The sequence below is a fragment of the Cellulomonas sp. C5510 genome (assembly GCF_019797765.1).
Classification (GTDB): Bacteria; Actinomycetota; Actinomycetes; order Actinomycetales; family Cellulomonadaceae; genus Cellulomonas.
Genome location: NZ_CP081862.1, coordinates 3,455,371 through 3,475,733 on the forward strand (window position 1 = coordinate 3,455,371; position 20,363 = coordinate 3,475,733).

21 protein-coding genes and 1 riboswitch are annotated in these 20,363 nt (G+C 76.7%); of the genes, 7 read left to right on the forward strand and 14 right to left on the reverse strand.

Features of this window, described 5'->3' with window-relative positions; all coding sequences use genetic code 11:
* Positions 1 to 169: 169 nt before the first annotated feature.
* The 8 genes from K5O09_RS15905 to K5O09_RS15940 form a co-directional block, all read right to left on the reverse strand.
* Positions 170 to 1,228 (reverse strand): FtsX-like permease family protein, encoded by a 1,059-nt coding sequence (locus tag K5O09_RS15905; RefSeq protein WP_222170415.1) that lies wholly within the window; start codon positions 1,226 to 1,228, stop codon positions 170 to 172.
* Positions 1,215 to 1,871, reverse strand: coding sequence for an ABC transporter ATP-binding protein (locus K5O09_RS15910; protein WP_255595764.1), 657 nt, complete (start codon positions 1,869 to 1,871; stop codon positions 1,215 to 1,217). The genes K5O09_RS15905 and K5O09_RS15910 overlap by 14 nt, the downstream gene beginning before the upstream one ends.
* The gene (locus K5O09_RS15915; protein ID WP_222170416.1) at positions 1,856 to 2,908 is read right to left on the reverse strand and encodes a peptidoglycan-binding protein; all 1,053 of its coding nucleotides are present in this window, start codon (positions 2,906 to 2,908) and stop codon (positions 1,856 to 1,858) included. The genes K5O09_RS15910 and K5O09_RS15915 overlap by 16 nt, the downstream gene beginning before the upstream one ends.
* Positions 2,905 to 3,483 carry a hypothetical protein gene (locus K5O09_RS15920; RefSeq protein ID WP_222170417.1) on the reverse strand — a complete coding sequence of 193 codons (579 nt, stop codon included), beginning with the start codon at positions 3,481 to 3,483 and terminating at the stop codon, positions 2,905 to 2,907. Before K5O09_RS15920 ends, K5O09_RS15915 begins: the two co-directional genes overlap by 4 nt.
* Complete coding sequence (locus K5O09_RS15925) at positions 3,483 to 3,878, reverse strand: hypothetical protein (protein WP_222170418.1); 396 nt, start codon at positions 3,876 to 3,878, stop codon at positions 3,483 to 3,485. The genes K5O09_RS15920 and K5O09_RS15925 overlap by 1 nt, the downstream gene beginning before the upstream one ends.
* 154 nt (positions 3,879 to 4,032) lie before the next feature.
* Positions 4,033 to 4,536, reverse strand: a complete 504-nt coding sequence (locus K5O09_RS19610; protein WP_370635480.1) for a chloride channel protein — start codon at positions 4,534 to 4,536, stop codon at positions 4,033 to 4,035.
* A gap of 51 nt (positions 4,537 to 4,587) precedes the next feature.
* Positions 4,588 to 6,711 carry an acyl-CoA dehydrogenase gene (locus tag K5O09_RS15935; protein ID WP_222170420.1) on the reverse strand — a complete coding sequence of 708 codons (2,124 nt, stop codon included), beginning with the start codon at positions 6,709 to 6,711 and terminating at the stop codon, positions 4,588 to 4,590.
* Positions 6,708 to 7,580, reverse strand: coding sequence for a TetR/AcrR family transcriptional regulator (locus K5O09_RS15940; protein ID WP_222170421.1), 873 nt, complete (start codon positions 7,578 to 7,580; stop codon positions 6,708 to 6,710). Before K5O09_RS15940 ends, K5O09_RS15935 begins: the two co-directional genes overlap by 4 nt.
* 114 nt (positions 7,581 to 7,694) lie before the next feature.
* On the opposite strand from K5O09_RS15940, the gene K5O09_RS15945 reads away from it, so the two are divergent.
* The 4 genes from K5O09_RS15945 to K5O09_RS19455 all read left to right on the forward strand — a co-directional run bounded on the left by K5O09_RS15945 (position 7,695) and on the right by K5O09_RS19455 (position 12,614).
* Complete coding sequence (locus K5O09_RS15945; protein WP_222170422.1) at positions 7,695 to 9,038, forward strand: acetyl-CoA C-acetyltransferase; 1,344 nt, start codon at positions 7,695 to 7,697, stop codon at positions 9,036 to 9,038.
* Positions 9,038 to 10,402 (forward strand): 3-oxoacyl-ACP reductase, encoded by a 1,365-nt coding sequence (locus K5O09_RS15950; RefSeq protein WP_222170423.1) that lies wholly within the window; start codon positions 9,038 to 9,040, stop codon positions 10,400 to 10,402. The genes K5O09_RS15945 and K5O09_RS15950 overlap by 1 nt, the downstream gene beginning before the upstream one ends.
* Positions 10,399 to 11,418, forward strand: a complete 1,020-nt coding sequence (locus K5O09_RS15955; protein WP_255595769.1) for a MaoC/PaaZ C-terminal domain-containing protein — start codon at positions 10,399 to 10,401, stop codon at positions 11,416 to 11,418. The genes K5O09_RS15950 and K5O09_RS15955 overlap by 4 nt, the downstream gene beginning before the upstream one ends.
* Before the next feature lie 572 nt (positions 11,419 to 11,990).
* Positions 11,991 to 12,614: a pentapeptide repeat-containing protein gene (locus tag K5O09_RS19455; RefSeq protein WP_222170424.1), complete on the forward strand. Its 624-nt coding sequence runs from the start codon at positions 11,991 to 11,993 to the stop codon at positions 12,612 to 12,614.
* A gap of 151 nt (positions 12,615 to 12,765) precedes the next feature.
* On the opposite strand, the gene K5O09_RS15965 is transcribed toward K5O09_RS19455, so the two are convergent.
* A complete protein-coding gene (locus K5O09_RS15965; protein WP_222170425.1) occupies positions 12,766 to 14,139 on the reverse strand; it encodes an aminotransferase class V-fold PLP-dependent enzyme in 1,374 nt (457 codons plus the stop codon).
* 49 nt (positions 14,140 to 14,188) lie between these two features.
* A riboswitch (SAM riboswitch) is annotated at positions 14,189 to 14,304 on the reverse strand.
* 216 nt (positions 14,305 to 14,520) lie between these two features.
* Here K5O09_RS15965 and K5O09_RS15970 point away from each other — a divergent pair.
* From K5O09_RS15970 to K5O09_RS15980, 3 genes are read left to right on the forward strand one after another with little or no spacing between them, the layout of a single operon-like run.
* Complete coding sequence (locus K5O09_RS15970) at positions 14,521 to 14,724, forward strand: DUF1737 domain-containing protein (protein ID WP_222170426.1); 204 nt, start codon at positions 14,521 to 14,523, stop codon at positions 14,722 to 14,724.
* Positions 14,721 to 15,152 carry a rhodanese-like domain-containing protein gene (locus K5O09_RS15975; protein ID WP_222170427.1) on the forward strand — a complete coding sequence of 144 codons (432 nt, stop codon included), beginning with the start codon at positions 14,721 to 14,723 and terminating at the stop codon, positions 15,150 to 15,152. Before K5O09_RS15970 ends, K5O09_RS15975 begins: the two co-directional genes overlap by 4 nt.
* Positions 15,149 to 16,402 (forward strand): O-succinylhomoserine sulfhydrylase, encoded by a 1,254-nt coding sequence (locus K5O09_RS15980; protein WP_255595774.1) that lies wholly within the window; start codon positions 15,149 to 15,151, stop codon positions 16,400 to 16,402. The genes K5O09_RS15975 and K5O09_RS15980 overlap by 4 nt, the downstream gene beginning before the upstream one ends.
* Positions 16,403 to 16,417: 15 nt before the next feature.
* Here the strand turns inward: K5O09_RS15980 and K5O09_RS15985 are convergent, their stop codons facing one another.
* The 5 genes from K5O09_RS15985 to K5O09_RS16005 form a co-directional block, all read right to left on the reverse strand.
* Entirely contained in the window at positions 16,418 to 16,960 is a 543-nt protein-coding gene (locus K5O09_RS15985; RefSeq protein WP_222170429.1) for a hypothetical protein, read from the reverse strand.
* Positions 16,961 to 17,175: 215 nt separating this feature from the next.
* Complete coding sequence (gene purQ, locus K5O09_RS15990; RefSeq protein WP_222170430.1) at positions 17,176 to 17,871, reverse strand: phosphoribosylformylglycinamidine synthase subunit PurQ; 696 nt, start codon at positions 17,869 to 17,871, stop codon at positions 17,176 to 17,178.
* Positions 17,871 to 18,158, reverse strand: coding sequence for a phosphoribosylformylglycinamidine synthase subunit PurS (gene purS / locus K5O09_RS15995; RefSeq protein ID WP_222170431.1), 288 nt, complete (start codon positions 18,156 to 18,158; stop codon positions 17,871 to 17,873). The genes purQ and purS overlap by 1 nt, the downstream gene beginning before the upstream one ends.
* Positions 18,159 to 18,281: 123 nt before the next feature.
* Positions 18,282 to 18,719 carry a hypothetical protein gene (locus K5O09_RS16000; RefSeq protein WP_222170432.1) on the reverse strand — a complete coding sequence of 146 codons (438 nt, stop codon included), beginning with the start codon at positions 18,717 to 18,719 and terminating at the stop codon, positions 18,282 to 18,284.
* Positions 18,720 to 18,868: 149 nt separating this feature from the next.
* Positions 18,869 to 20,350, reverse strand: a complete 1,482-nt coding sequence (locus K5O09_RS16005) for an amidohydrolase (RefSeq protein WP_222170433.1) — start codon at positions 20,348 to 20,350, stop codon at positions 18,869 to 18,871.
* Positions 20,351 to 20,363 lie beyond the last annotated feature (13 nt).

The window sequence follows — 20,363 nt, forward strand, 5'->3', positions numbered from 1 at the left end:
GCCCGGTCGCACCCCCGACCCACATGGCGGACGCCCGTGTCGCACCGACCCGGGCGCCGACCGCGTCGACGGCCACCGGCTCGGTGGGCGACGAGCGTCCACGCTGCTCCCGCCCGGGGCGATCCGCCCAGGCCGACCTGCTCGGGCCGGCCCCGCCCGGACTGTCGCGTCACCGGTCCCGCAGCGTGTCCGTCAGTCCCTGCCGCACGGTCAGCGGCGCGAGCAGCACGGTGAGCACGAGTCCCGCGAGCGTCGCCGCGCACGCCTGGGCGACGGCCGTCCCCGCGAGCTCCCACGACGCCCCGGCCCCGGCGACCACCGCCTGCGCCAGGGCACCGAGCACCACGCCTGCGGCTGTCGCCGGCAGCAGGACGAGCACGACCTCCGCAGCGGCGAGCGCCACGACCACACCGCGCGGCGTGCCGAAGGCCCGGTACACGGCGAGCTCCGCGCGTCGGGCCCACAGCGCGAGCAGCGCCGTCACCGCGATGACCGCCCCACCGACCGCCCAGGGCTGCGTGCCGACGGTCGAGCGCCACCGTTCGACCGGCGTCAGGACGCCGGGCTGCTCACGGAGGTACGGCGCGACGGCGGCGACGCCACCGGGGTACGCCCCGGTCAGGACGTCACCCCCAAGACCCGCCGCCCCGGGCACCATCCGCACCCAGCACGCGGCCAACGGGGCGTCCGAGGCCACCGGCACCGTCAGCCCGGAGGACAGGGAGCTGGCCGGGGCGTCACCGAGCACAGCCGTCACCTGCACCACCCGCTCCCCCGAGGCGTCGACCAACCAGCTGCCCGGGCCGACCTCGCCGAGCGCGGCCAGCTCGTCGCCGACGGTCGACTCCGCCCACGGGGCGGACGGGACGAAGACCTGCGCCGCACCGCCCGTGAGACCGGTCACCGGGAGCGGCGACCCCCCGGGGAACGCCCGCAGGTCCGTCGGCGGCTCGGCGGCCACACCGCCCGACACCGCGACGCCGGCCAGGCCCGAGAGCCGGGTGCACGCGGCACCGTCGAGTGGGGTCGCCGGGTCCGCCGCTGTCGCGGTCCACACCGACGCACCCGCCGCCCGGCGCGCCGACTCCTGGTCGAGGGCCGCGCTGCCCTGGATCAGCAGCAGCGCGACCACCGCCCCCGTCACGAGGGTGCTGAGCACGCCGAGCACGGCGTGCGTCGGCCCGAGGTTGCGTCGCGCCTCGACCGCCAGCTCGTCAGGACGCCACACGCCGTGCCTCCTCGGGCGGCTCGAGCTCGACGACGGCGTCCGCCATCGCGGCGACGGCCCGGTCGTGCGTGGCGAGCAGCACCGTCGTGCCCGCGGCGGCGTCCAGCAACGCCCGGGCGACGTCCCGCCCCGTCGCGGCGTCGAGGTTGGCCGTCGGCTCGTCGGCGACGATCACGCTCGGCCGGGCCGCGAGCGCGCGAGCGACCCCGACCCGCTGCGCCTGCCCCCCGGACAGCGTCCGGGCCACCTGGCCCGGGTCCTCGACGCCGACGCGGTGCAGCAGGGCGACCGCCTCGCCGTAGGCGTCGGCCCGGCGGCGACCGGCGGCGAGAGCGGGCAGCACGACGTTGTCGACCGCAGTGCGGCGCGGCAGCAGGTTCACCGTCTGGAGCACCCACGCGACCTCGCGGCGCAGGACCTCCGGCGCGTCCCGGACGGTGCGCGTCCGCCCGTTGATCCGCACCTCGCCCGTGCTCGGCGCGAGCAGCAGACCCGCGACCGCGAGCGCGGTGGACTTGCCCGTCCCCGAGGGCCCCATGAGCGCGAGCGAGGTGCCGGTCGGGACGTCGAGGTCGAGATCGACGAGGACGGGGCGGCTGGTCCCCGGGTAGGTCACGCCGATCCGCGTCAGCCGGAGGGACACGTGACGTCCCCCACGACCACCGACGGGTTCACCAGCACCGTGGCGTCGGCGTCGAGCGTGGGCCGGATGCGCGCGGTCCCGTCGACCCCCGCGCCGACGACCACCACGGGCACGGCCGCCTCCGCCGTCGCGTCGACCACGCACGTGGCGCCCGACGCGTCGGTGACGACAGCCGCCCCCGGGACGGACTGCCCCGGCTCCGCCGTCGTGAGGCGGACCCGGCCGCTGACGGTCACGGCGCCGCCGGTGGCGGGGCTCGCCAGCACCAGGCGCAAGGCGGCCGCGTCGTCCGCGACCGACCAGCTCCCGTCCTCCGCCCGGATCACCGGGACCTCACCGGTCGGGGTGACGAAGACGTAGTCACCTGGCGGCCCCGAGGCCCCTGAGTCGACCTCGTACGCGGTCGCGGTGGCGGCCGCCGTCGCGACGGGCTCGCCGGCGGCGGGGGCGGGTTGGCCGGGCTGCACCGCGACGGCGTCGACCACGAAGGGGACGACAGGCAGGCGCGTGAACCACTCCGGCCGCAGCTCCCCGGTGGGTTCGGCGACCCCGAGCGAGCGCTCGTACGCCCGGACCGCCGCGGCGGTGCTCGCACCGAACCGGCCGTCCTGCCCCGTCTCCCGTCCGGTCAGCGACGCGAGCAGACCCTGCGCGACCCGCACGTCGTCACCCTCGTCACCGATCCGCAGGGCTCGGTACAGCACGGTCTCTCCCGCGTAGCCGACGACCGGCACACCGTCGACCGCGTACACGGGAGCGCCCGCTGCCAGCTCGGACCCCGGCGCCGCGGACACCGACGTCACCGTCCCCGCGAGCGCCGAGGCGAGGACGTCCGGGCCGGGACCGAGCGTCGCGGTGAGCGTGCCGTCCGCGGCGAAGTCGAGATCCGCGGACGTCACCGGGGCGGCCACCGGTACCGGGTCGGGGTCGAGCTCGGCGAGCGCCTGCGAGGCCCCGCGGGTCAGCAGCCACACAGCGAGGACGGCCGCTGCCACGAGCACGACGACGGCGACCTCGTAGGCGCGGGCCCGCCTCACCCCAGGGACCCGAAGAGCTGGGTCGAGTACTGGGTCCAGCAGGTGGTCGCGGCGGAGACGTCGGCACCGGACCGCTCGAGCGACTCGATCGCCGCGCCCACGTCGAGCGCCGTCGAGGCCGACGTGATCCCGGTGACACCCGCGGCGTCGAGGCAGGCGATGAGCTGCCCGTAGACCGCTTCCCGCTCCGCGCCCGACAACGCCACCTGGTCCTGGAACGCGATCTCCGCCGCCATGAGGCCGTAGCGCTCTTCGCACTCCACCAGGTCCTGCTGCCCGGAGAGCGACCCGCTCCCCGTACCGGACCCCGAGAACTGGAACCCGTAGGTCACGCCGTCCGTCCGCCGGCTCACATCCTCGACGTCGTAGCCCTTGTCCACCATGCAGGCGTAGACCGCACGGACGATCGCGACGTACTGCGCCTCCGTGATGGGGCCCGCGGAGTAGGACGGGCCAGGAGCAGGACCGTCCGGAACTGCGGTGCCTGAGCAGCCGGCGAGCAGGACGAGGGCGGCCGCGAGGCCCCACCCGGTGGTCCGTGGAGCGCGACCCCGGGGCGCGCGCGAGGTCGGCATCAGCAGGACAGAGACTTGTACGCGGAGCCCCCTTCAGTGGCGTTCGTGTTCTTGTCATTCGCCCAGGCATATGTCCGGTACGTGCCGGCAGGGCTCCCGGAGGACCCCGAGGCGCGGAGGGTGGTGGTACCGCTGCTTGTCTGGATCACGTTGGCGACAGTGGTGCCGCTGCGCTGAAGCGCAGCCTCAACCCTGGAGATCACCGGGTTCGACGCGCCGCAAGTGGCGGTCGCCGAGAAGTAGATCCGCGTGCCGCTCGTGTAGGGCGCCGAAGGGTAGAGCGCACAGCCGGACGGCAGCGCGGCCGAAGCCGGCGAGGCGGCGACGAACACTGTCGCGGCGGCGCGGACGAGTGCAGCGATGCTGGAACGGAGACGAGTGGTGACGCGACTCATGAATGGCCCCCTGGCGACACACATCGTGGTCAGCGGCCGGCGCATCCCTCCGCTTTTTGCAACGCTACAACGCTCTGCACTTCCACGTGGGCGTTTCGCTGAGCGATTGGGGACTGGTGCAACACAAGCGGTCGCACTGCCCAAGTGCGGCCGGTCAGCAGGCCCGACGAGGGCGCCCGTCAGCGCGCCGATCGCGAGCAAAGGCATGAACACCCCCGTCACCGGACCGAGCAGCAGCAACCACGGGCACTGCGTGAGCGGGAGCACGCCCGGGGCCCCGAGGTCCAGCACGGGCCGCAGCACGAACACCTCGTTGCAGCTCCTCGAGCGCGAAGGCCGCCCCCGACAGCGGCCCGTTGAACGCCGCGGCGAGCCCCGCGGACGCGCCGACGGACACGAGGTGGCCCCGCTCCGTGCCGCGGCTGCGGCTGCGGTACGCCACGACAAACGCCCCAGCGACGAGCCCGACGACCACCGCCAGCCCGGTCGTCCGCCGCAGAGCGGCGTCCCGGCGGCACAGGGCCGGCCGCACGACGATCCTCTCTGACCGGCGCCGACGCCGCCCGGGGCGCCGCAGCACCCGACGGCCAGTGCGCGCCGAGGCCACGACCGCGACGTCGTGCCTGAGCAGGCTGCCACCGCGGGCCCGCCCGCTCACCCCGACCCCCGGGTCGTGGCCGATCGACGTCCTCGGCCGGAGGCCCGCGCCTCAGCGCGCCGGCTTGGGCTCCGGCACCGGCTCCGTCCCGGCCGCCCGCGCCGCGCGCTGGGCCTCGCGGGCCTCGGCCTGCCGCGCCGCCTCGGCGCCGGACGCGATCTCGGCCCGGACGTGCTCGGGGCCGTACCCGAACGCGTCGACCAGGTCCTGCGCGTGGGGCCGCAGCCGGAGCAGCAGCCGCTCGATGTAGGACGTGACCGTGCGGGCGCGCCCGGCGGACAGCCGGCCGTTCACGAGGTACCAGGCGAGGTTCCGCTCGATCACCGTCAGGCCGAACAGGTCGCGCAGCCACGTGAGCACCTGGCGGGTGCCGGCGTCCGGCACGGTGTCGAGCGCGCGGGTGAACGCCTCCCACTGGAGCAGCTCCGCGTGGGCGCGCGCCGCCTCGACGAGCTCGTGCTGGTGGGCGTCGAACAGCTGCGCGGCGACCTCGGGGGCGGCCCGCCGGGCGGGGCGCAGCGCCTGCGCGAGCTCCGCGACCATCGTGGCGACCCGGTCGGCGAGCAGGGACCGCTGGGTGTGCGGGTCCCGCAGCTGCCCCGCGGAGCGGCGCGCGTCGCCGGCGTCGACGAGGGTCTGCGCGGCGCGCGCCAGGGGCATCCGGTGCAGCGCGGCGTCGGCCGCCTTGCCGGCGACGAGGCGGGCGAGCACGGCCGGGTCGCCGCCGACCTGCTGGCCGTACCGGGCGAGCAGCCGCTTGCCGACGAGCTGGTACAGCACGGTGTTGTCGCCCTCGAAGGTCACGTACACGTCGAGGTCGGCCCGCAGCGACGTCAGCCGGTTGGCCGTGAGGAACCCCGCGCCGCCGCACGCCTCCCGGCAGGTCTGGAGGGTCCGCAGCGCGTGCCACGTCGACGTCGGCTTGAGGGCGGCCGCCAGCGTCTCGAGCTCCTCGCGGGAGTCCGGGGTGTCGTCGCGGCCGGAGAACACGTCGTCGAACGCGGCGAGCAGGTGCTCGTGCGCGAACGTCGCGGCGTACGTCTCGGCGAGCAGCGGGAGCAGCCGGCGGCGGTGCTCGGCGTAGTCCAGCAGCACCACCTCGTCGGTCGGCGACGCCCCGGCGAACTGCCGGCGCTGGTTGCCGTACGTCACCGCCACGACCAGCCCGAGCTTCGCGGCGTTGACGGCCGCGCCGTCCAGCGACACCCGGCCCTGCACCAGCGTCCCGAGCATCGTGAAGAACCGCCGGCCCGGGCTGGCGATCGGGGAGGTGTACGTCCCGTCCTCGGCCACCGCGCCGTACCGGTCGAGCAGGTCCTCGCGCGGCACGCGGACGTGGTCGAACCAGAGGCGGCCGTTGTCGATGCCGTTGAGGCCGCCCTTGAGGCCGTCGTCCTCCCCGCCGACGCCCGGCAGGAACTCTCCGGTCGCGGCGTCGCGGATCGGCACGTGGAACGCGTGCACGCCGTGGTCGACCGGGCGCGGGTCCGCCGGCCCCTGGGAGACGAGGTGCGCGAACACGACGGCCGCGGTGCCGTGCTGCCCGGCGTTGCCGAGGTAGTCCTTCCACGCCGCGCGGTACGGGGTGTGCAGGACGAACTCCTGCGTCGCCGGGTCGTACGTGGCGGTGGTGGCGATGCTCGCGACGTCCGAGCCGTGGCCGGTCTCCGTCATCGCGAACGCCCCGGGCACGTCGACCGACATCGCCCCGGGCAGCAGCCGCTCGTGGTGGCGCTGCGTGCCGAGGTGCAGGACCGCGGACGCGTACAGCCCCCACTGCACGCCGGCCTTGATCTGCAGCGACGGGTCGGCCGCGACCAGCTCCTCGAACCGGGCCAGCGAGCCGCCGTGGTCGTCCGCCCCCCCGAGCGCCGTCGGGAACGCCCGCAGCACGTCCCCCTCCGACGCGAGCAGGCGCAGCTGCTCGAGCACGCGGGCGCGGTGCTCCGCGACGGGGAGCCCCTCGACGCGCTGGAACCGCGGGTCGGCGACCACCGCCCGGGCACCGCGGCGCAGGTCGGCGTAGCGGCCGAGCAGCACGTCGGTGAGCTGGGCGGCGTCCACGTGCGCGTCGCTGCCCTCCGGGGACGGCGCGTGGCCGGCGCCGGACGGGCGGACGGTGAGGGTGGGGCGGGTCGCGGGTCCGGCCGTGGGCCGGGGCGCGGTGGTGGTCATCGGTGCTCCCCTGGTGTCGGTGCGTCGTCGTCGACGCGGGACGGGTCGGCGGTGCCGGGTGCGGCACCCGGTGCGGTGGCGCGGGCGGTGCGGGTCAGGACGCCGACCGGGCCGGCCCACAGCCACGCGGCGACGCGGGCGGCGACCTCCTGGCGGTCGGCGGGTGCGGGGGCGTCGGTCGTGTCGGCAGGGTCCGTCGCGTCGCCAGGGTCCGCCGCGTCGTCGGCACGCGGGACCGCGGCCTCGCGGGAGGCGAGCCAGCTCTCCCCGGCGCCCCGCACGAACCCGACGGCGCCGGACGCCCACAGCCGCGCCCAGGCGGCGTCGGGCGCGGCAGCACCGTCGTCACCACCGAGTGCGCGCACGAACGGCGCGGCCACCAGCTCGGTCACGGAGTCGAGGAACGCCCCGACCGACCCGCCGCGGGTGACGAACGCGTACACGTGCGGCGAGCCCTCGATCATCGCGAGGTAGGTGTCGACCATGCCGCGCAGGGCGTCGCGGGGGGTGGACGCGTCGGCGGCCACGGCGTCGAGGGCGGCGCGGATGTCCGCGACCACGGCCGCGGCGACGGCGAGCTGCAGGCCGTCCTTGTCGGTGAAGTAGCGGTAGACGATCGACTTGGACGTCCCTGCCGCCGACGCGATGTCCTCCATCGACACGTCCGGCCCGGTGTGGTGGACGACCCGGCGGGCGACGCGCACCAGCTCGGCGCGCCGGGCCTCGCGGTGGTCCTCCCAGCGGGTCGACCGGCCGTCGTCGGAACGCACAGGGACGGGTCCGGCGTCCGCGCCGGACCGGTGCGGGGGCCGGTCCGTGGCGGGCCGCGTGCCCGTCGTCGTCGACGGGTCCCGTGTGATGGGGCTCACAGAACCGACGGTATCAGGTACTGTGAGTTTCGGGCACGACGCAAGGGACCGAAGTCCCGTTCCGACGGCGTTTCCGGCAGCACGACATCGACGACGATGCGGGAGGACCCCCACATGGCAGCCACGCCCAGCACGACCCCGACGCCGGCCACGCGCCGCGCCGTGGTGGTCGGCGGCAACCGGATCCCGTTCGCCCGCTCCGGCGGGCGGTACGCACGGGTCGGCAACCTCGACATGCTCACCGCGGCGCTCGACGGGCTGGTCGCGCGCTACGGCCTCCAGGACGAGGTGCTCGGGGAGGTCGTCGCCGGCGCCGTCCTCAAGCACAGCCGCGACTTCAACCTCACCCGCGAGGCGGTGCTCGGGTCGCCCCTGTCGGCCCGCACGCCCGCGTACGACCTGCAGCAGGCGTGCGCGACCGGCCTCGAGGCCGTCGTGTCGGTGGCGAACAAGATCCGGCTCGGGCAGGTCGAGTCCGGCGTCGCGGGCGGCGTCGACACCGCGTCCGACGTGCCGATCACCGTCAGCGAGGGGCTGCGCCGCACGCTGCTGACGCTCGCCCGGGCCCGGTCGGTGCCCCAGCGCCTCAAGGCCGCCGCCGCGCTGCGTCCCGGGGACCTCAAGCCCGTCACCCCGCGCACCGACGAGCCGCGCACCGGCCTGTCGATGGGCGAGCACCAGGCGCTCACGACGGCGCAGTGGGGCATCACCCGCGCCGCGCAGGACGAGCTCGCGCTCGCCAGCCACCATCGGCTCGCGGCGGCCTACGACGCCGGGTTCTTCGACGACCTCGTCACGCCCTACCGCGGGCTGGTCCGCGACCAGAACCTGCGGCCCGACACGTCGCTCGAGAAGCTCGGGTCGCTCACGCCGGTGTTCGGCACCCGGCTCGACACCCCCGCGACGATGACGGCCGGCAACTCGACCCCGCTCACCGACGGCGCGTCGACCGTGCTGCTGGCCTCCGAGGACTGGGCCCGCGAGCGCGGGCTGACGCCGCTGGCCGCCGTCGTCGACGCCGAGACCGCCGCGGTCGACTTCGTGCACGGCGAGGACGGGCTGCTCATGGCGCCGGTGTTCGCGGTGCCGCGGCTGCTCGCCCGGCAGGGCCTGACGCTCTCCGACCTCGACTACGTGGAGATCCACGAGGCCTTCGCGGCCACCGTGCTCAGCACCCTCGCCGCGTGGGAGGACAAGGAGTTCTGCCTGACGCGCCTCGGCCTGGACGACGCGCTGGGGTCCGTCGACCGCGACCGGCTGAACGTGCACGGCTCCTCGCTCGCGGCCGGGCACCCCTTCGCCGCCACCGGCGGACGGATCGTCGCCACGATCGCCCAGCAGCTCCACCGCCGCCGCGCCGAGCTGCTGGCCGCCGGCGAGGACCGGCCGGTGCGGGCGCTGGTGTCGGTGTGCGCGGCCGGCGGCCTCGGCGTCGCCGCGATCCTGGAGGCGGTGTGATGACGACCGACCGCTACCTCGACCTCGTCAACGACGGCCTGACCGCGAAGCTCGCGAAGCAGCTCGGCCTGCCGCGTCCCGCGCGCCTGCACCGGTACCGCCCCGGGGCCCCGCTCGTCGACGGCCCGGTGCTGGTGCTCGGCGAGGGGGCGGACGCCGACGCGCTCGCCCGCCTGCTCGCCGGGACGTCGGCCGACCACAAGGGCTGGGACCTCGACGTGCGGCGCCACGCCACGGAGGGCACCCGGTTCGGGGCGGTCGTGCTGGCGCTCACCGAGGTCACCCACCCCGAGGGGCTCGCCGGCCCGCTGCTCGACCTGGCGCCCGTGCTGCGGACGCTCACCCCGCACGGCCGCGTCGTCACGGTGTCCCGGCCGGCCTCCCCCGACCAGGCGCCGGCGGTCGCCGCCGCCCGGCAGGGCGTCGACGGCGCGCTGCGCTCGGTGGCCAAGGAGCTGCGCGCCGGTGCGACCGCCAACGGCGTGGTGGTGGCGGACGGCGTGCCCGTCACCGCCCCGGCCGCGCTCGGTGCCCTCCGGTTCCTGCTGTCCGCGCGCTCGGCGTACGTCGACGGCCAGCTCCTCGCGGTCGACTCGGACGCCGGGTCGGTGCCCGCCGACTGGGACCAGCCGCTCGCCGGGCGCGTCGCGGTCGTCACCGGTGCCGCCCGGGGCATCGGCGAGGCCATCGCGACGACGCTCGCCCGGGACGGCGCGACCGTCGTGGCGGTGGACGTCCCGGCCGCCGGCGAGGCCCTCGCGGCCGTCGCCAACCGTGTGCGCGGCACGGCGCTGCAGCTCGACGTCACCGCCGAGGACGCGGGCGCGCGGATCCTCGAGCACGCGCTGGCCCGGCACGGCCGGCTCGACATCGTGGTCCACAACGCCGGGATCACGCGGGACAAGCTGCTCGCCAACATGACGCCCGACCGCTGGGAGTCCGTCATCGCCGTGAACATCGCCGCGCAGCTCCGCATCAACGAGGCGCTGCTGACCTCCGGCGACTTCGCCGACGCCCCGCGGATCGTGTCCCTCGCGTCCACCTCCGGCATCGCCGGCAACCGCGGCCAGTCCAACTACGCCGCGTCCAAGGGCGGGGTCATCGGCATGGTGCAGGCCACCGCGCCGCTGCTGGCGGCGTTCGGCGGCACAGCCAACGCGGTCGCGCCCGGGTTCATCGAGACCGACATGACCGCCCGGATGCCCGCCCTCACGCGGCAGGTCGCGCGGCGGCTGTCCTCGCTGCAGCAGGGCGGGCTACCCGTCGACGTCGCCGAGGCGGTCGCGTTCCTCGCGTCGCCGCCGGCCGGGGGCGTCGTGGGGCAGGTACTGCGGGTGTGCGGGCAGAGCATGGTGGGCCGGTGACGGCGGGCACCACCGCCGGCACGCGGCGCGTGGTCGAGCTCGGCGCCGCGCCCCGGCTGGGGGCGCTGTACGCCCGGGCCGGGGCGTCGGCGGTGCGGGGGCGGCTCTCCGGGGGCGGGCGCGCGTCCGGGGGCGCGGGCGCGTCGGGAGGACGGGGCGCGTCCGTGGGCCGGGGCGCGTCGGGGAGCCGGGACGCGCCGGGGAGCCGGGGCGCGCCGGGGGACGTCGCCGCGCTGCCCGCCGTCGAGCACCGGCTGCGCGGCGTCCAGCCGGACGCGGACCGCCTCACGGCGTACCAGCACCACGTGGGCGAGCCTGCGACGGACGAGCTGCCTGCCGGGTACGTGCACGTGCTGGCGTTCCCCGTGGCCACCGCCCTCATCGTCCGGCCGGACTTCCCGCTGCCCGCGCTCGGCATGGTGCACCTGGCGAACCGCGTCGTGCAGCGCGAGCCGCTGCGTGTCGGGGACGCGCTCGACGTCCGGGCCTGGGCGCAGGACCTGCGGCCGCACCGCCGCGGGGCGCAGGTCGACCTGGTGACCGAGGTGCGGCCGTCCGGCGGATCCGACGCCGACCCGCCCGTGTGGCGCGGCGTCTCGACCTACCTCGCCGTCGGGTCCCGGGCCGCGGGCGGGGCCCCCGACGAGGAGCCACGACCGCCGTTCGAGCCGCCCGTCCCCACGGGCCGCTGGGCGCTCGGCGCGGACACCGGTCGCCGCTACGCCGCGGTCTCCGGCGACGCGAACCCCATCCACCTCTCCCCGCTCACCGCGAAGGCGCTCGGGTTCCCCCGGGCGATCGCCCACGGCATGGACACCGCCGCCCGCGCGCTCGCCGCGGTCGGGGCGCGCCGCGGGTCGGCGTACGCCTGGGACGTGGAGTTCGCCGCGCCGGTGCTGCTGCCGTCGTCGCCGTCGGTGCGGGTCGCGCCCGCGGACGGGGGCTGGACCGTGACCGCCTGGGACGCGAAGCGGGGCAAGCTGCACCTCGTCGCGCGGATCCACCCCCTCGCCTGACCGCCCTGCCCAGGGCGCGGACGCCGCGCGCGCCCGCTGCGTGCGCGAGCGCTGCGCCCCGTGCGCGAGCGCTGCGCCGAGAGTCCAGGACACGCGGGCCCCGCAGTCCGGATCCCGGGCGTGTCCTGGCATCTCGGCGTGAGGGCCTGGGCGCGCGTGCCTGAGCGCGCGGGCACGAGCACGAGCGCGCGGGCCTGAGCGCGCGCGGGCCTGAGCGCGCGGGTGCTTCCCTCCGTGCGCGAGCGCTGCGCCGAGAGTCCAGGACACGCGGGCGCCGCGGCCGAAACCCCGGGCGTGTCCTGGCATCTCGGCGTGCGGATCTGAGCGCGCGGGCACGAGCACGAGCGCGCGGGCCTGAGCGCGCGCGGGCCTGAGCGCGCGGGCGCTGTCTCCCGTGCGCGAGCGCTGCGCCGAGAGTCCAGGACACGCGGGCCCCGCGGGCCGGATCCCGGGCGTGTCCTGGCTTCTCGGCGTGAGGGGAGCGCGGGAGCGCGGGAGTGCGGGGGTGCGGGGGCGCGGGAGTGCGGGAGTGCGGGTGCGGGGGTGTGGGCGGCGGGTGGGAGGGTGGGCGCATGACGACCCCCCGCGAGGACGCGCTCGAGCCCTGGACCGGGGTCTGGGAACCGGAGGGCGACTACGACCGGCTGCTGCTGGACGGCCTCGACCTCACCGGCGCCGACGCGGAGGGCGCCCGGCTGATCGAGTGCCTGCTGCGGGGGTGCGACCTGGACGGGGCGGCTCTCGACCACGCGCGCCTGGTCGACACCACGCTGGCGGACTGCCGGGCGGGCGCGCTGCGGGCCCGCGGCGGGTCGTGGCGGGACGTGGTGCTGCGCGGCTGCCGGTTCGGTGCCGTCGAGGCGTTCGGCGGGAGCTGGGACCGGGTGACGGTCGAGGGCGGCAAGATCGACTACCTCAACCTGCGGGACTCGCGGCTGCAGGACCTGCGGTTCTCCGGCTGCACGATCGGCGACCTGGACCTCGTGGGCGTGCGCGCCACCCGCGTGACCTTCACGGACTGCCGCGTCGGCCGGCTCGACGTCACCCGGGCGCAGCTCCGCGACGCCGACCTGCGGGGCGCGGAGCTCGCCGGCCTCGACGGCATCGCCGGCCTACGAGGCGCGACGATCAGCCGGGAGCAGCTCCACGACCTGTCCGAGGTCCTCGCCGACCACCTCGGCGTCACGGTGGGCTGAGGGCGCGCGGGCGCCGCCGCGAGCCGTCCGGGGCTGGCCGGCCTGCTCGCCGACCGCCTGGTGGCCCGACCGCGCGCAGCCTCCGGCGAGCTGCTGCCGCTCGGGCTCTCCGACCTGCGCGCCGACCACCTCGGCAAGGGGCCGACAGTCCTCAGTCCTCCACGGCCGGGCCGCACGCCGCGGCGGCCGTCGCCGCGATGCCCTCGATGCCCGTCACGGCCGGCCGTGGGCGCGGGTCGCCGGCGACCGCCCAGCAGCCCTCGACCACCTCGTACCGGGCGCGCGGGCCCTGCTCGACGAACGCGCGCAGGCCGTCGACCAGCCGGTCGACGACAGCGGCCGTCGTCCCGACCCCGACGGACGCGCGGACGGCGCCTCCCGTCACACCGACGCGCGCCAGCAGCGGGTGCGCGCAGAACCGGCCGTCGCGCACACCCACGCCGTGCTCGGCGGACAGGTACGCCGCCACCAGGCCCGGGTCGTGCTCCCCGACGGTGAACGACACGACACCGACGGGGTCGGCGGAGTCCGGCCACAGCCGCAGCACCCGCACGCCGGGGACGGTCGCGAGGCCGTCGAGCAGCCCGTCCCGCAGCGCGGTCTCGTGCGCGGCGAGCGCGCCGTCCGGCAGTGCGGACAGGGCGTCGCACGCCTCCGCGAGCGCCACCGCCCCGAGCACGTTCGGGGACCCGCCCTCGTGCCGGGCGGGCGCGGGCTGCCACAGCGTGCGGTCCGTGCGCACGTCCCGGACCGCACCGCCGCCCGCGAGGTACGGCGTGCCGGCGTCCAGCCAGTCGCGCCGGCCGACGAGCGCGCCGGCACCGAACGGGGCGTACGTCTTGTGCCCCGAGAACGCCACGTAGTCGACCCCCGACTCCGCCAGCGAGAACGCCCGGTGCGGCAGCAGCTGCGCCCCGTCGACCGCGACCCGGGCCCCGCCCTCCTGCGCGAGCGCGACGACGGACGCCAGCGGCAGCGCCTCCCCCGTGACGTTCGAGGCACCGGTCACCGTGACGAGCGCGTACGGCTGCCGGGCGAGCTCCGCGCGGACCGACGCGAGCGTCTCCGCGACGGTCGGCGCCACCGGCAGGATGGTCGCGACCCGGCCCGAGCCACGCACCGAGCGCACCCACGGCAGCAGGTTCGCGTGGTGCTCGACGTCCAGCACGAGCACCCGCCCGCCCTCCGGGACGCAGCCCGCCAGCAGGTTCAGCGCGTCGGTGGTGTTCCGGGTGACGACGGCGACGTCGTCGGGCCGGGCGCCGGCGAACCGGGCGACCGCCGCGCGGGACGCCTCGTACAAAGCGGTCGACACCTGCGACAGGTACCCGGCGCCGCGGTGCACCGACGCGTACAGGGGCAGCACCTCGACGACCCGGGCCGCCACCGCCTCCAGCGCCGGGGCGGAGGCGGCGTAGTCGAGGTTCGCGTACGGCACGGAGCGGCCGTCGACCAGCGGGACGGGCGTGTCGCCGCCGACCACGGGCAGCAGGGCGGTGGCGCAGGACAGGGTGCTGACGGACATGGGAGGACCCCCGGTGGATCTCGGTGGGGGCCCGGTCACCGACCGGGCGACCCCGCGCTTGCCGGCCACCGGTCGGTGGACGGCCAGGTCGTCACCCGGGGCACCCCGCCGCGGTGGGAGGGTTGCCGGCCAGCGAGCCGGGGCTTCGCGCTGGCGCTCATGACCTACGCCCGAGGATGCGGGGAGGTCCGCGCGGGTGTCAACCGTCGTCCACAGTGCGACCTCACCCGCCGCACGGGTCCGGCGCATGGCGTAGCATCGCGGCACCATCCAGAGCGGCCGAGAGATCTGGCTCGTCGACGCCGCAGCAACCCGCGGTCCGGGGCTCCCACGAGCACGGGCCGGCCGAGGGTGCTTCCGCCAGGTCCGATGGAGGAGAGCATGACGACGACCGACGACCGCCTGCGCTACCGGCTGCTGACCGGCCCGGACGACCGCACGTTCTGCGAGCGGGTCAGCGCCGCCCTCGACGAGGGCTACGTGCTGCACGGCGGCCCCGCCGCGACGTTCGACGGCGAACGGGTGGTGGTCGCCCAGGCGGTGGTGCTGCCCGACGCGGCACGTGCGCAGGTGCGGCCGCTGTGAGCGCGCCGTACGCGGGTGACCTCACCCCGCAGGAGGCCTGGGACCTGCTGGCGTCCGATCCGCGCGCCGTCCTCGTGGACGTCCGCACGGAGGGCGAGTGGCAGACGATCGGCGTCCCGGACACCGCGGACCTGGCCGACGGCGACGAGCGCACCGCGTTCGTCGAGTGGACCGACGGGTCCGGCCGCCCGAACCCGGCGTTCCTCGACGGGCTCGCCGCCGCGGGGGTCGTCGCGGGCGAGCCGCGCCCGGTGGTGTTCCTGTGCCGCTCGGGCGTCCGGTCGGTGGCTGCCGCGACGACGGCGACCGCCGCGGGACTCGGCCCGGCCTACAACGTGCTCACCGGCTTCGAGGGCGACGTCGGCCCGGACGGGCGCCGCGGGCACACCGGCTGGCGCGCCGCGGGCCTGCCGTGGCGGGACGCGTGACGGCCGCGCCCGGACCCGGCGACTGGCGCGACGAGCGGCTCCCCCGGGCGTCGCTGCGCCCCGACACGCTCGCGGTCCGCGGCGGCACCGTCCGGTCCGGGTTCCGCGAGACGTCCGAGGCGCTGTTCCTCACGCAGGGCTACGTCTACGAGAGCGCCGCCGACGCCGAGGCGGCGTTCGCGGGCGAGGTCGACCGGTTCCTGTACTCCCGCTACGGCAACCCGACGGTGTCGACGTTCGAGGAGCGGCTGCGGCTGCTCGAGGGCGCCGAGGCCTGCTACGCCAGCGCGTCGGGCATGTCCGCGGTGTTCACGGCGCTCGCCGCCCTGGTCCGCTCGGGGTCGCGCGTCGTCGCCGCCCGGGCGCTGTTCGGGTCGTCCGTGGTCGTCTTCGACGAGATCCTCGCGGGCTGGGGCGTGCGCACCGACTACGTGGACGGGCACGTCCCGGAGCAGTGGGAGGCGGCGCTCGCGACCCCCGCCGACGTGGTGTTCTTCGAGACCCCGTCGAACCCGATGCAGGACCTCGTCGACATCGCCACCGTCAGCCGGCTCGCGCACGCCGCCGGGGCGGTCGTCGTCGTCGACAACGTGTTCGCCACCCCGGTGCTGTCACGGCCGCTGGAGCTCGGCGCGGACGTGGTCGTCTACTCGGCGACCAAGCACATCGACGGGCAGGGGCGGGTGCTCGGCGGGGCGATCCTCGGCACCGACGCGTACGTGCACGGGCCGGTGCAGACGCTGATCCGCAACACCGGGCCGTCGCTGTCGGCGTTCAACGCGTGGGTGCTGCTCAAGGGCCTCGAGACGCTGTCGCTGCGGGTCCGGCACCAGACGGCGTCCGCCCTCGCGCTGGCCGGCTGGCTGGAGGAGCACCCCGCCGTGTCCGGCGTCCGCTACCCGTACCTGCCGTCCCACCCGCAGCACGCCCTCGCGCTCGCCCAGCAGGAGGGCGGCGGGACGGTCGTGACGTTCGGGCTGCGGGTGCCGGAGGGGGCGGGGCCGGACGAGGCCAAGCGCGCGACGTTCGCGGTGCTCGACGCGCTGCGGGTCATCGACATCTCGAACAACCTGGGCGACGCGAAGTCCCTGGTCACCCACCCCGCGACCACCACGCACCGCAAGCTCGGCCCGGCCGGGCGCGCGGCGGTCGGCATCGCTGAGTCCACGGTGCGGCTGTCCGTGGGCCTCGAGGACGTGGCGGACCTGCGCGACGACCTCGCCCAGGCCCTGGCGACCCTCCCGGCCTGACCCGCGACGCCGGGGTCAGGCGACCAGGGCGCGGAGCTCGTCCTCGGCCGCCGGGCCGCCCGCGAGGGGCAGCAGGACCACGCCGTCGACGCCGGCACGGCGACCGAGCTCGCGGACCTCGGCGGCCAGCAGCGCCGGAGTGGTGACGACCCGGGTCGCGGCGGGCGACCAGCCCAGGCCGGAGAGGGCGTCGAGGTGCTCCAGGTGCGAGCGCTTGCGGCGGGCGGTCCGCTCGTCGGCGGCGAGCACGACCTCGAGGTCCAGCACGACCCGCACCTCGGCGCGGTCGCGGCCGGCGTCGGCCACGGCCTCCTCGACGAGCCCGACCACCCGGGCGAGCGCCCCGACGGTCGGCACGGCCACGGAGAACTCGAGGCGGATGACGTCGGCGCGGGCGGCGGCGAGCGCGATGGCGGTCTCGGAGCCGGGGCGGGACTCCACGGCGTGGACGCCGTAGTCGGGGGTGCCGACGTGGATGTCGGGGCCGGCGACGGTGGTGGTGCCGGGCAGACGGGTGGCGACCGCGGGCGGGCGGTGCAGCAGCACGGACTGAGCCATGGGGGTGTCCTCGGGAGGTGAGGCGGGGTGCGCGGCGAGGGCCGTCGGGCCGCGGGCGCGCGAGGTCGTCAGCTCAGCGACAACACACCCGGCTCAGGAACACGCACGCACGGTAGCCCGGCCCCTCGGGACGGGTCCACGGCACGTCCACATGGCGGGCACCGGTGGACGTCGGCCGCCGGCGCGGGGTCCGCCCCGACCGGCCGGTCCGGCCGTCAGGAGACGAGCGCCCGCATCACCGACGTGAAGAACCGCAGCCCGTCCGTCCCGCTGCGGGGACCGCGCGCGCCGTCGGGCCCGAAGCCCGCCTCGACCGCGTGCTCGGGGTGCGGCATGAGGCCGACGACGTTGCCGCGGGCGTTGCTGATCCCGGCGATGCCGCGGCGCGACCCGTTGGGGTTGTGGTCCTCGTAGCGGAAGACCACGCGGCCCTCGCCCTCGAGCTCGTCGAGCGTGCGCTCGTCGGCCACGTACTGCCCGTCCTGGTTCTTGAGCGGGATGGTGATCCGCTCGCCCTGGCGGTACTCGCCCGTCCAGGCCGTGTCCGTGGACTGCACCGACAGCACCTGCTCGCGGCAGACGAAGTGCAGGTGGTCGTTCTTGATCATCGAGCCGGGCAGCAGGTGCGCCTCGGTGAGGACCTGGAACCCGTTGCAGATGCCGAGCACGGGCATGCCCTTGCCGGCGGCCTCGACGACCTCGCCCATGACGGGAGCGAAGCGGCTGATGGCCCCGGCGCGCAGGTAGTCGCCGTAGGAGAACCCGCCGGGCAGCACGACCGCGTCGACGCCGTGCAGGTCGGCGTCCGCGTGCCAGAGGGCGACGGGCTCGGCGCCGGCGAGGCGCACGGCCCGCGCGGCGTCCCGGTCGTCGAGCGTCCCCGGGAAGGTGACGACGCCGATGCGCGTCATCAGGCCAGACCCTCCGACGCGACGGTCGCGGCGGCGTCGGCCTCGGAGTCGGCGACCCGCACCACGTCCTCGATCACCGGGTTGGACAGCACCTGCTCGGCGGCGGCGGCCGCGGCGGCGAGCACCTCGGGGGTGACGGGGCCGTCGACCTCCAGCTCGAACCGCTTGCCCTGCCGGACGGAGGTGAACTGCCCGAACCCGAGCCGCGGCAGCGCCCCGGCGACGGCCTTGCCCTGCGGGTCGAGGATCTCCGGCTTGGGCATCACATCGACGACGACTCGTCCCACGGGTGAGCTCCCTGGTTCGCGGCGGTGGGGGTGGACCCCAGCCTACCGACCGCCGGGGCCGCTCCGGTCCGCGCGACCGGCAGGCGGGCGGGGGCTCCCGCACACCGCGCGGTCGCGGGGCGGTCAGGCCGTCCGCACCACGCCGACGTGCGCCTCGGCCCCGCTGCTGAGGTACTCCCGGACGGTGCTGGTGCGGCCGTCGCCCAGGTCCGGCGAGTAGCCGACCACCACGACGGCCCAGCCGCGGTCGAGCAGGGCGTCGCGCCAGTCGTCGTCGTGCTCGGCGACCAGCTCGTCACCGTCCCCGACCCACAGGGTGGCCCACCCGCCTGCCGCGGTGAGCGACGCCCGGTGCCCCGCGACCTCCGTCAGGCTCGGGTCGGCCGGCGTGCCGAGGCCGAGCGCGGCGACGAGGCGCGTGATCGGGGCGCGCGCAGCGGGGTCCGCGTCGGCGGGGTGCACCACCCAGCAGGCGACCGGGCGGCCGTCGCGGGGGTGCAGGCCGAGGGTGGTGCGCGCGGCGACACCGCGGGCCTGGCAGACAGGGTGGTGGGGAGGCATCGCTCCCGACGCTACGTCCGGGTCCCGGGCCACGTGCCGGGCCGTCTGGGTGCTGCCACCCGTCGGCAGGAGATCGACGCACGACGGCGGGCGCAGGCCTCGCCGACGGCTCCCCCGCGCGCCCGCGGCCCGGCGGCCCGGCGACGCCGTCACAGCTCCCGGTGCGTCCAGCGCCCCGCGAGCAGCGTCCCGGCGACCGGCAGCTCCCGCAGCCCGGTCGACGTGGAGAGCGGGTCGACGTCGAGCACCGCCAGGTCGGCGGGCGCCCCGACGGCGAGCGTCAGCGGCTGCCCGTCGGTGGACGCGCGCAGGGCGGTCAGCAGGTCGAGCCGCTGCTCCGGGTGCCACGGCTCGCGTCCGTCGCGGGTGCGCTCCACCGCCGCCGCCACCGCGATCCACGGGTCGAGCGGCGACACGGGGGCGTCCGAGCCGAGCGCGAGCCGCACCCCGGCGGCGGCCAGGGTGGCGAACGGGAAGGCGCGGTGCGTCCGGCCGGCCCAGTGGCGGTCGGCGACGTCCCGGTCGTCCACGGCGTGCTCGGGCTGGACGGACGCGACGACGTCGAGCGCGACGAAGCGGGCGACGTCGTCGTCGACCAGCAGCTGGGCGTGCTCCACCGAGCCGCGCGCGCCGGAGGCCTCGAACGCGTCGAGGGCGAGGGTGTTCGCGTGGTCCCCGATCGCGTGGATCGCGCACGTGAGGCCCTTGCGGTGGGCGTGCGTCATGAGGGGGACGAGGTGCTCCGGCGGCACGGACAGCACGCCGTGGGCGTCCGGCCCGCTGAGCCCCGGGTAGGGGTCGTGGCAGTAGGCGGTGCGGGTGTTGAGCGAGCCGTCCGTGACGACCTTGAGCGGCCCCTGCTGCAGCAGGCCGCCGGTGCCGACGACGACGTCGCCCGTGCGCAGCTCCTCGGCGAGCACGCGGTCGAGGAACGGCTCCCAGACCCCGGCGCGGACGCGCAGGGAGTCGAACCCGCCCGCCGTGCGGCGCCGCCACGGCCCGAGGTTCTCGGTGATCTCGTAGTCGACCACCCCGACCACGCCGCGCCGGGCGGCCGCGCGCGCCGCGTCGGCGACCCAGGCGTCCGCCACCTCGTCGGGCACCTGGTCGACGACGGCGGTCAGCGGCAGCCACTCCGACTCGCGCAGCAGGCCGGTGGGGTGCGCCGGCACGCCCGCGTACCGCAGCCCGGCGGTGCTGAACCAGGCGCAGTGCAGGTCGGCGGACACGAGGATCACGGGGGTGTCCCCGACAGCCTCGTCCAGCAGCGCGGACGTCGGCTCGTCCGGCCACAGCCCGTCGCGGAACCCGTAGCCCACCAGCGCGGTGCCGGGCAGCATCACGGTCGCGGCGAGGCGGTCGGTGACCAGGCGGACCGCGTGCGCGGCGGACGTGGCGGCCGAGACGTCGAGGCGCTGGCGGGCGAGCGCCCACTGCGTCAGGTGGGTGTGCTGGTCCCAGAGCCCCGGTACGACGGTGCGCCCGTCCAGGTCGACCTGCTCGACGCCGGCTCCGGCCGTGCGGGCGACGTCCGGCCCCACGGCGTGCACCCGCCCGTCGCGCAGCAGCACGTCGACGGTGCGGGCGGCGCCGAGCAGGCGCGCACGGGTGAGGACGAGCGGTCGGGACATGGGACTCCGTTCG

Bases quoted from the DNA above. Each gene is read 5' to 3' on its own strand.
- K5O09_RS15950 (WP_222170423.1), top strand. From the start codon at position 9,038: ATGACGACCGACCGCTACCTCGACCTCGTCAACGACGGCCTGACCGCG.
- K5O09_RS15935 (WP_222170420.1), bottom strand. From the start codon at position 6,711: ATGACCACCACCGCGCCCCGGCCCACGGCCGGACCCGCGACCCGCCCC.
- K5O09_RS16005 (WP_222170433.1), bottom strand. From the start codon at position 20,350: ATGTCCCGACCGCTCGTCCTCACCCGTGCGCGCCTGCTCGGCGCCGCC.
- K5O09_RS16000 (WP_222170432.1), bottom strand. From the start codon at position 18,719: ATGCCTCCCCACCACCCTGTCTGCCAGGCCCGCGGTGTCGCCGCGCGC.
- purQ (WP_222170430.1), bottom strand. From the start codon at position 17,871: ATGACGCGCATCGGCGTCGTCACCTTCCCGGGGACGCTCGACGACCGG.
- K5O09_RS19455 (WP_222170424.1), top strand. From the start codon at position 11,991: ATGACGACCCCCCGCGAGGACGCGCTCGAGCCCTGGACCGGGGTCTGG.
- K5O09_RS15925 (WP_222170418.1), bottom strand. From the start codon at position 3,878: ATGAGTCGCGTCACCACTCGTCTCCGTTCCAGCATCGCTGCACTCGTC.
- K5O09_RS15970 (WP_222170426.1), top strand. From the start codon at position 14,521: ATGACGACGACCGACGACCGCCTGCGCTACCGGCTGCTGACCGGCCCG.
- K5O09_RS15945 (WP_222170422.1), top strand. From the start codon at position 7,695: ATGGCAGCCACGCCCAGCACGACCCCGACGCCGGCCACGCGCCGCGCC.
- K5O09_RS15965 (WP_222170425.1), bottom strand. From the start codon at position 14,139: ATGTCCGTCAGCACCCTGTCCTGCGCCACCGCCCTGCTGCCCGTGGTC.
- K5O09_RS15920 (WP_222170417.1), bottom strand. From the start codon at position 3,483: ATGCCGACCTCGCGCGCGCCCCGGGGTCGCGCTCCACGGACCACCGGG.
- K5O09_RS15985 (WP_222170429.1), bottom strand. From the start codon at position 16,960: ATGGCTCAGTCCGTGCTGCTGCACCGCCCGCCCGCGGTCGCCACCCGT.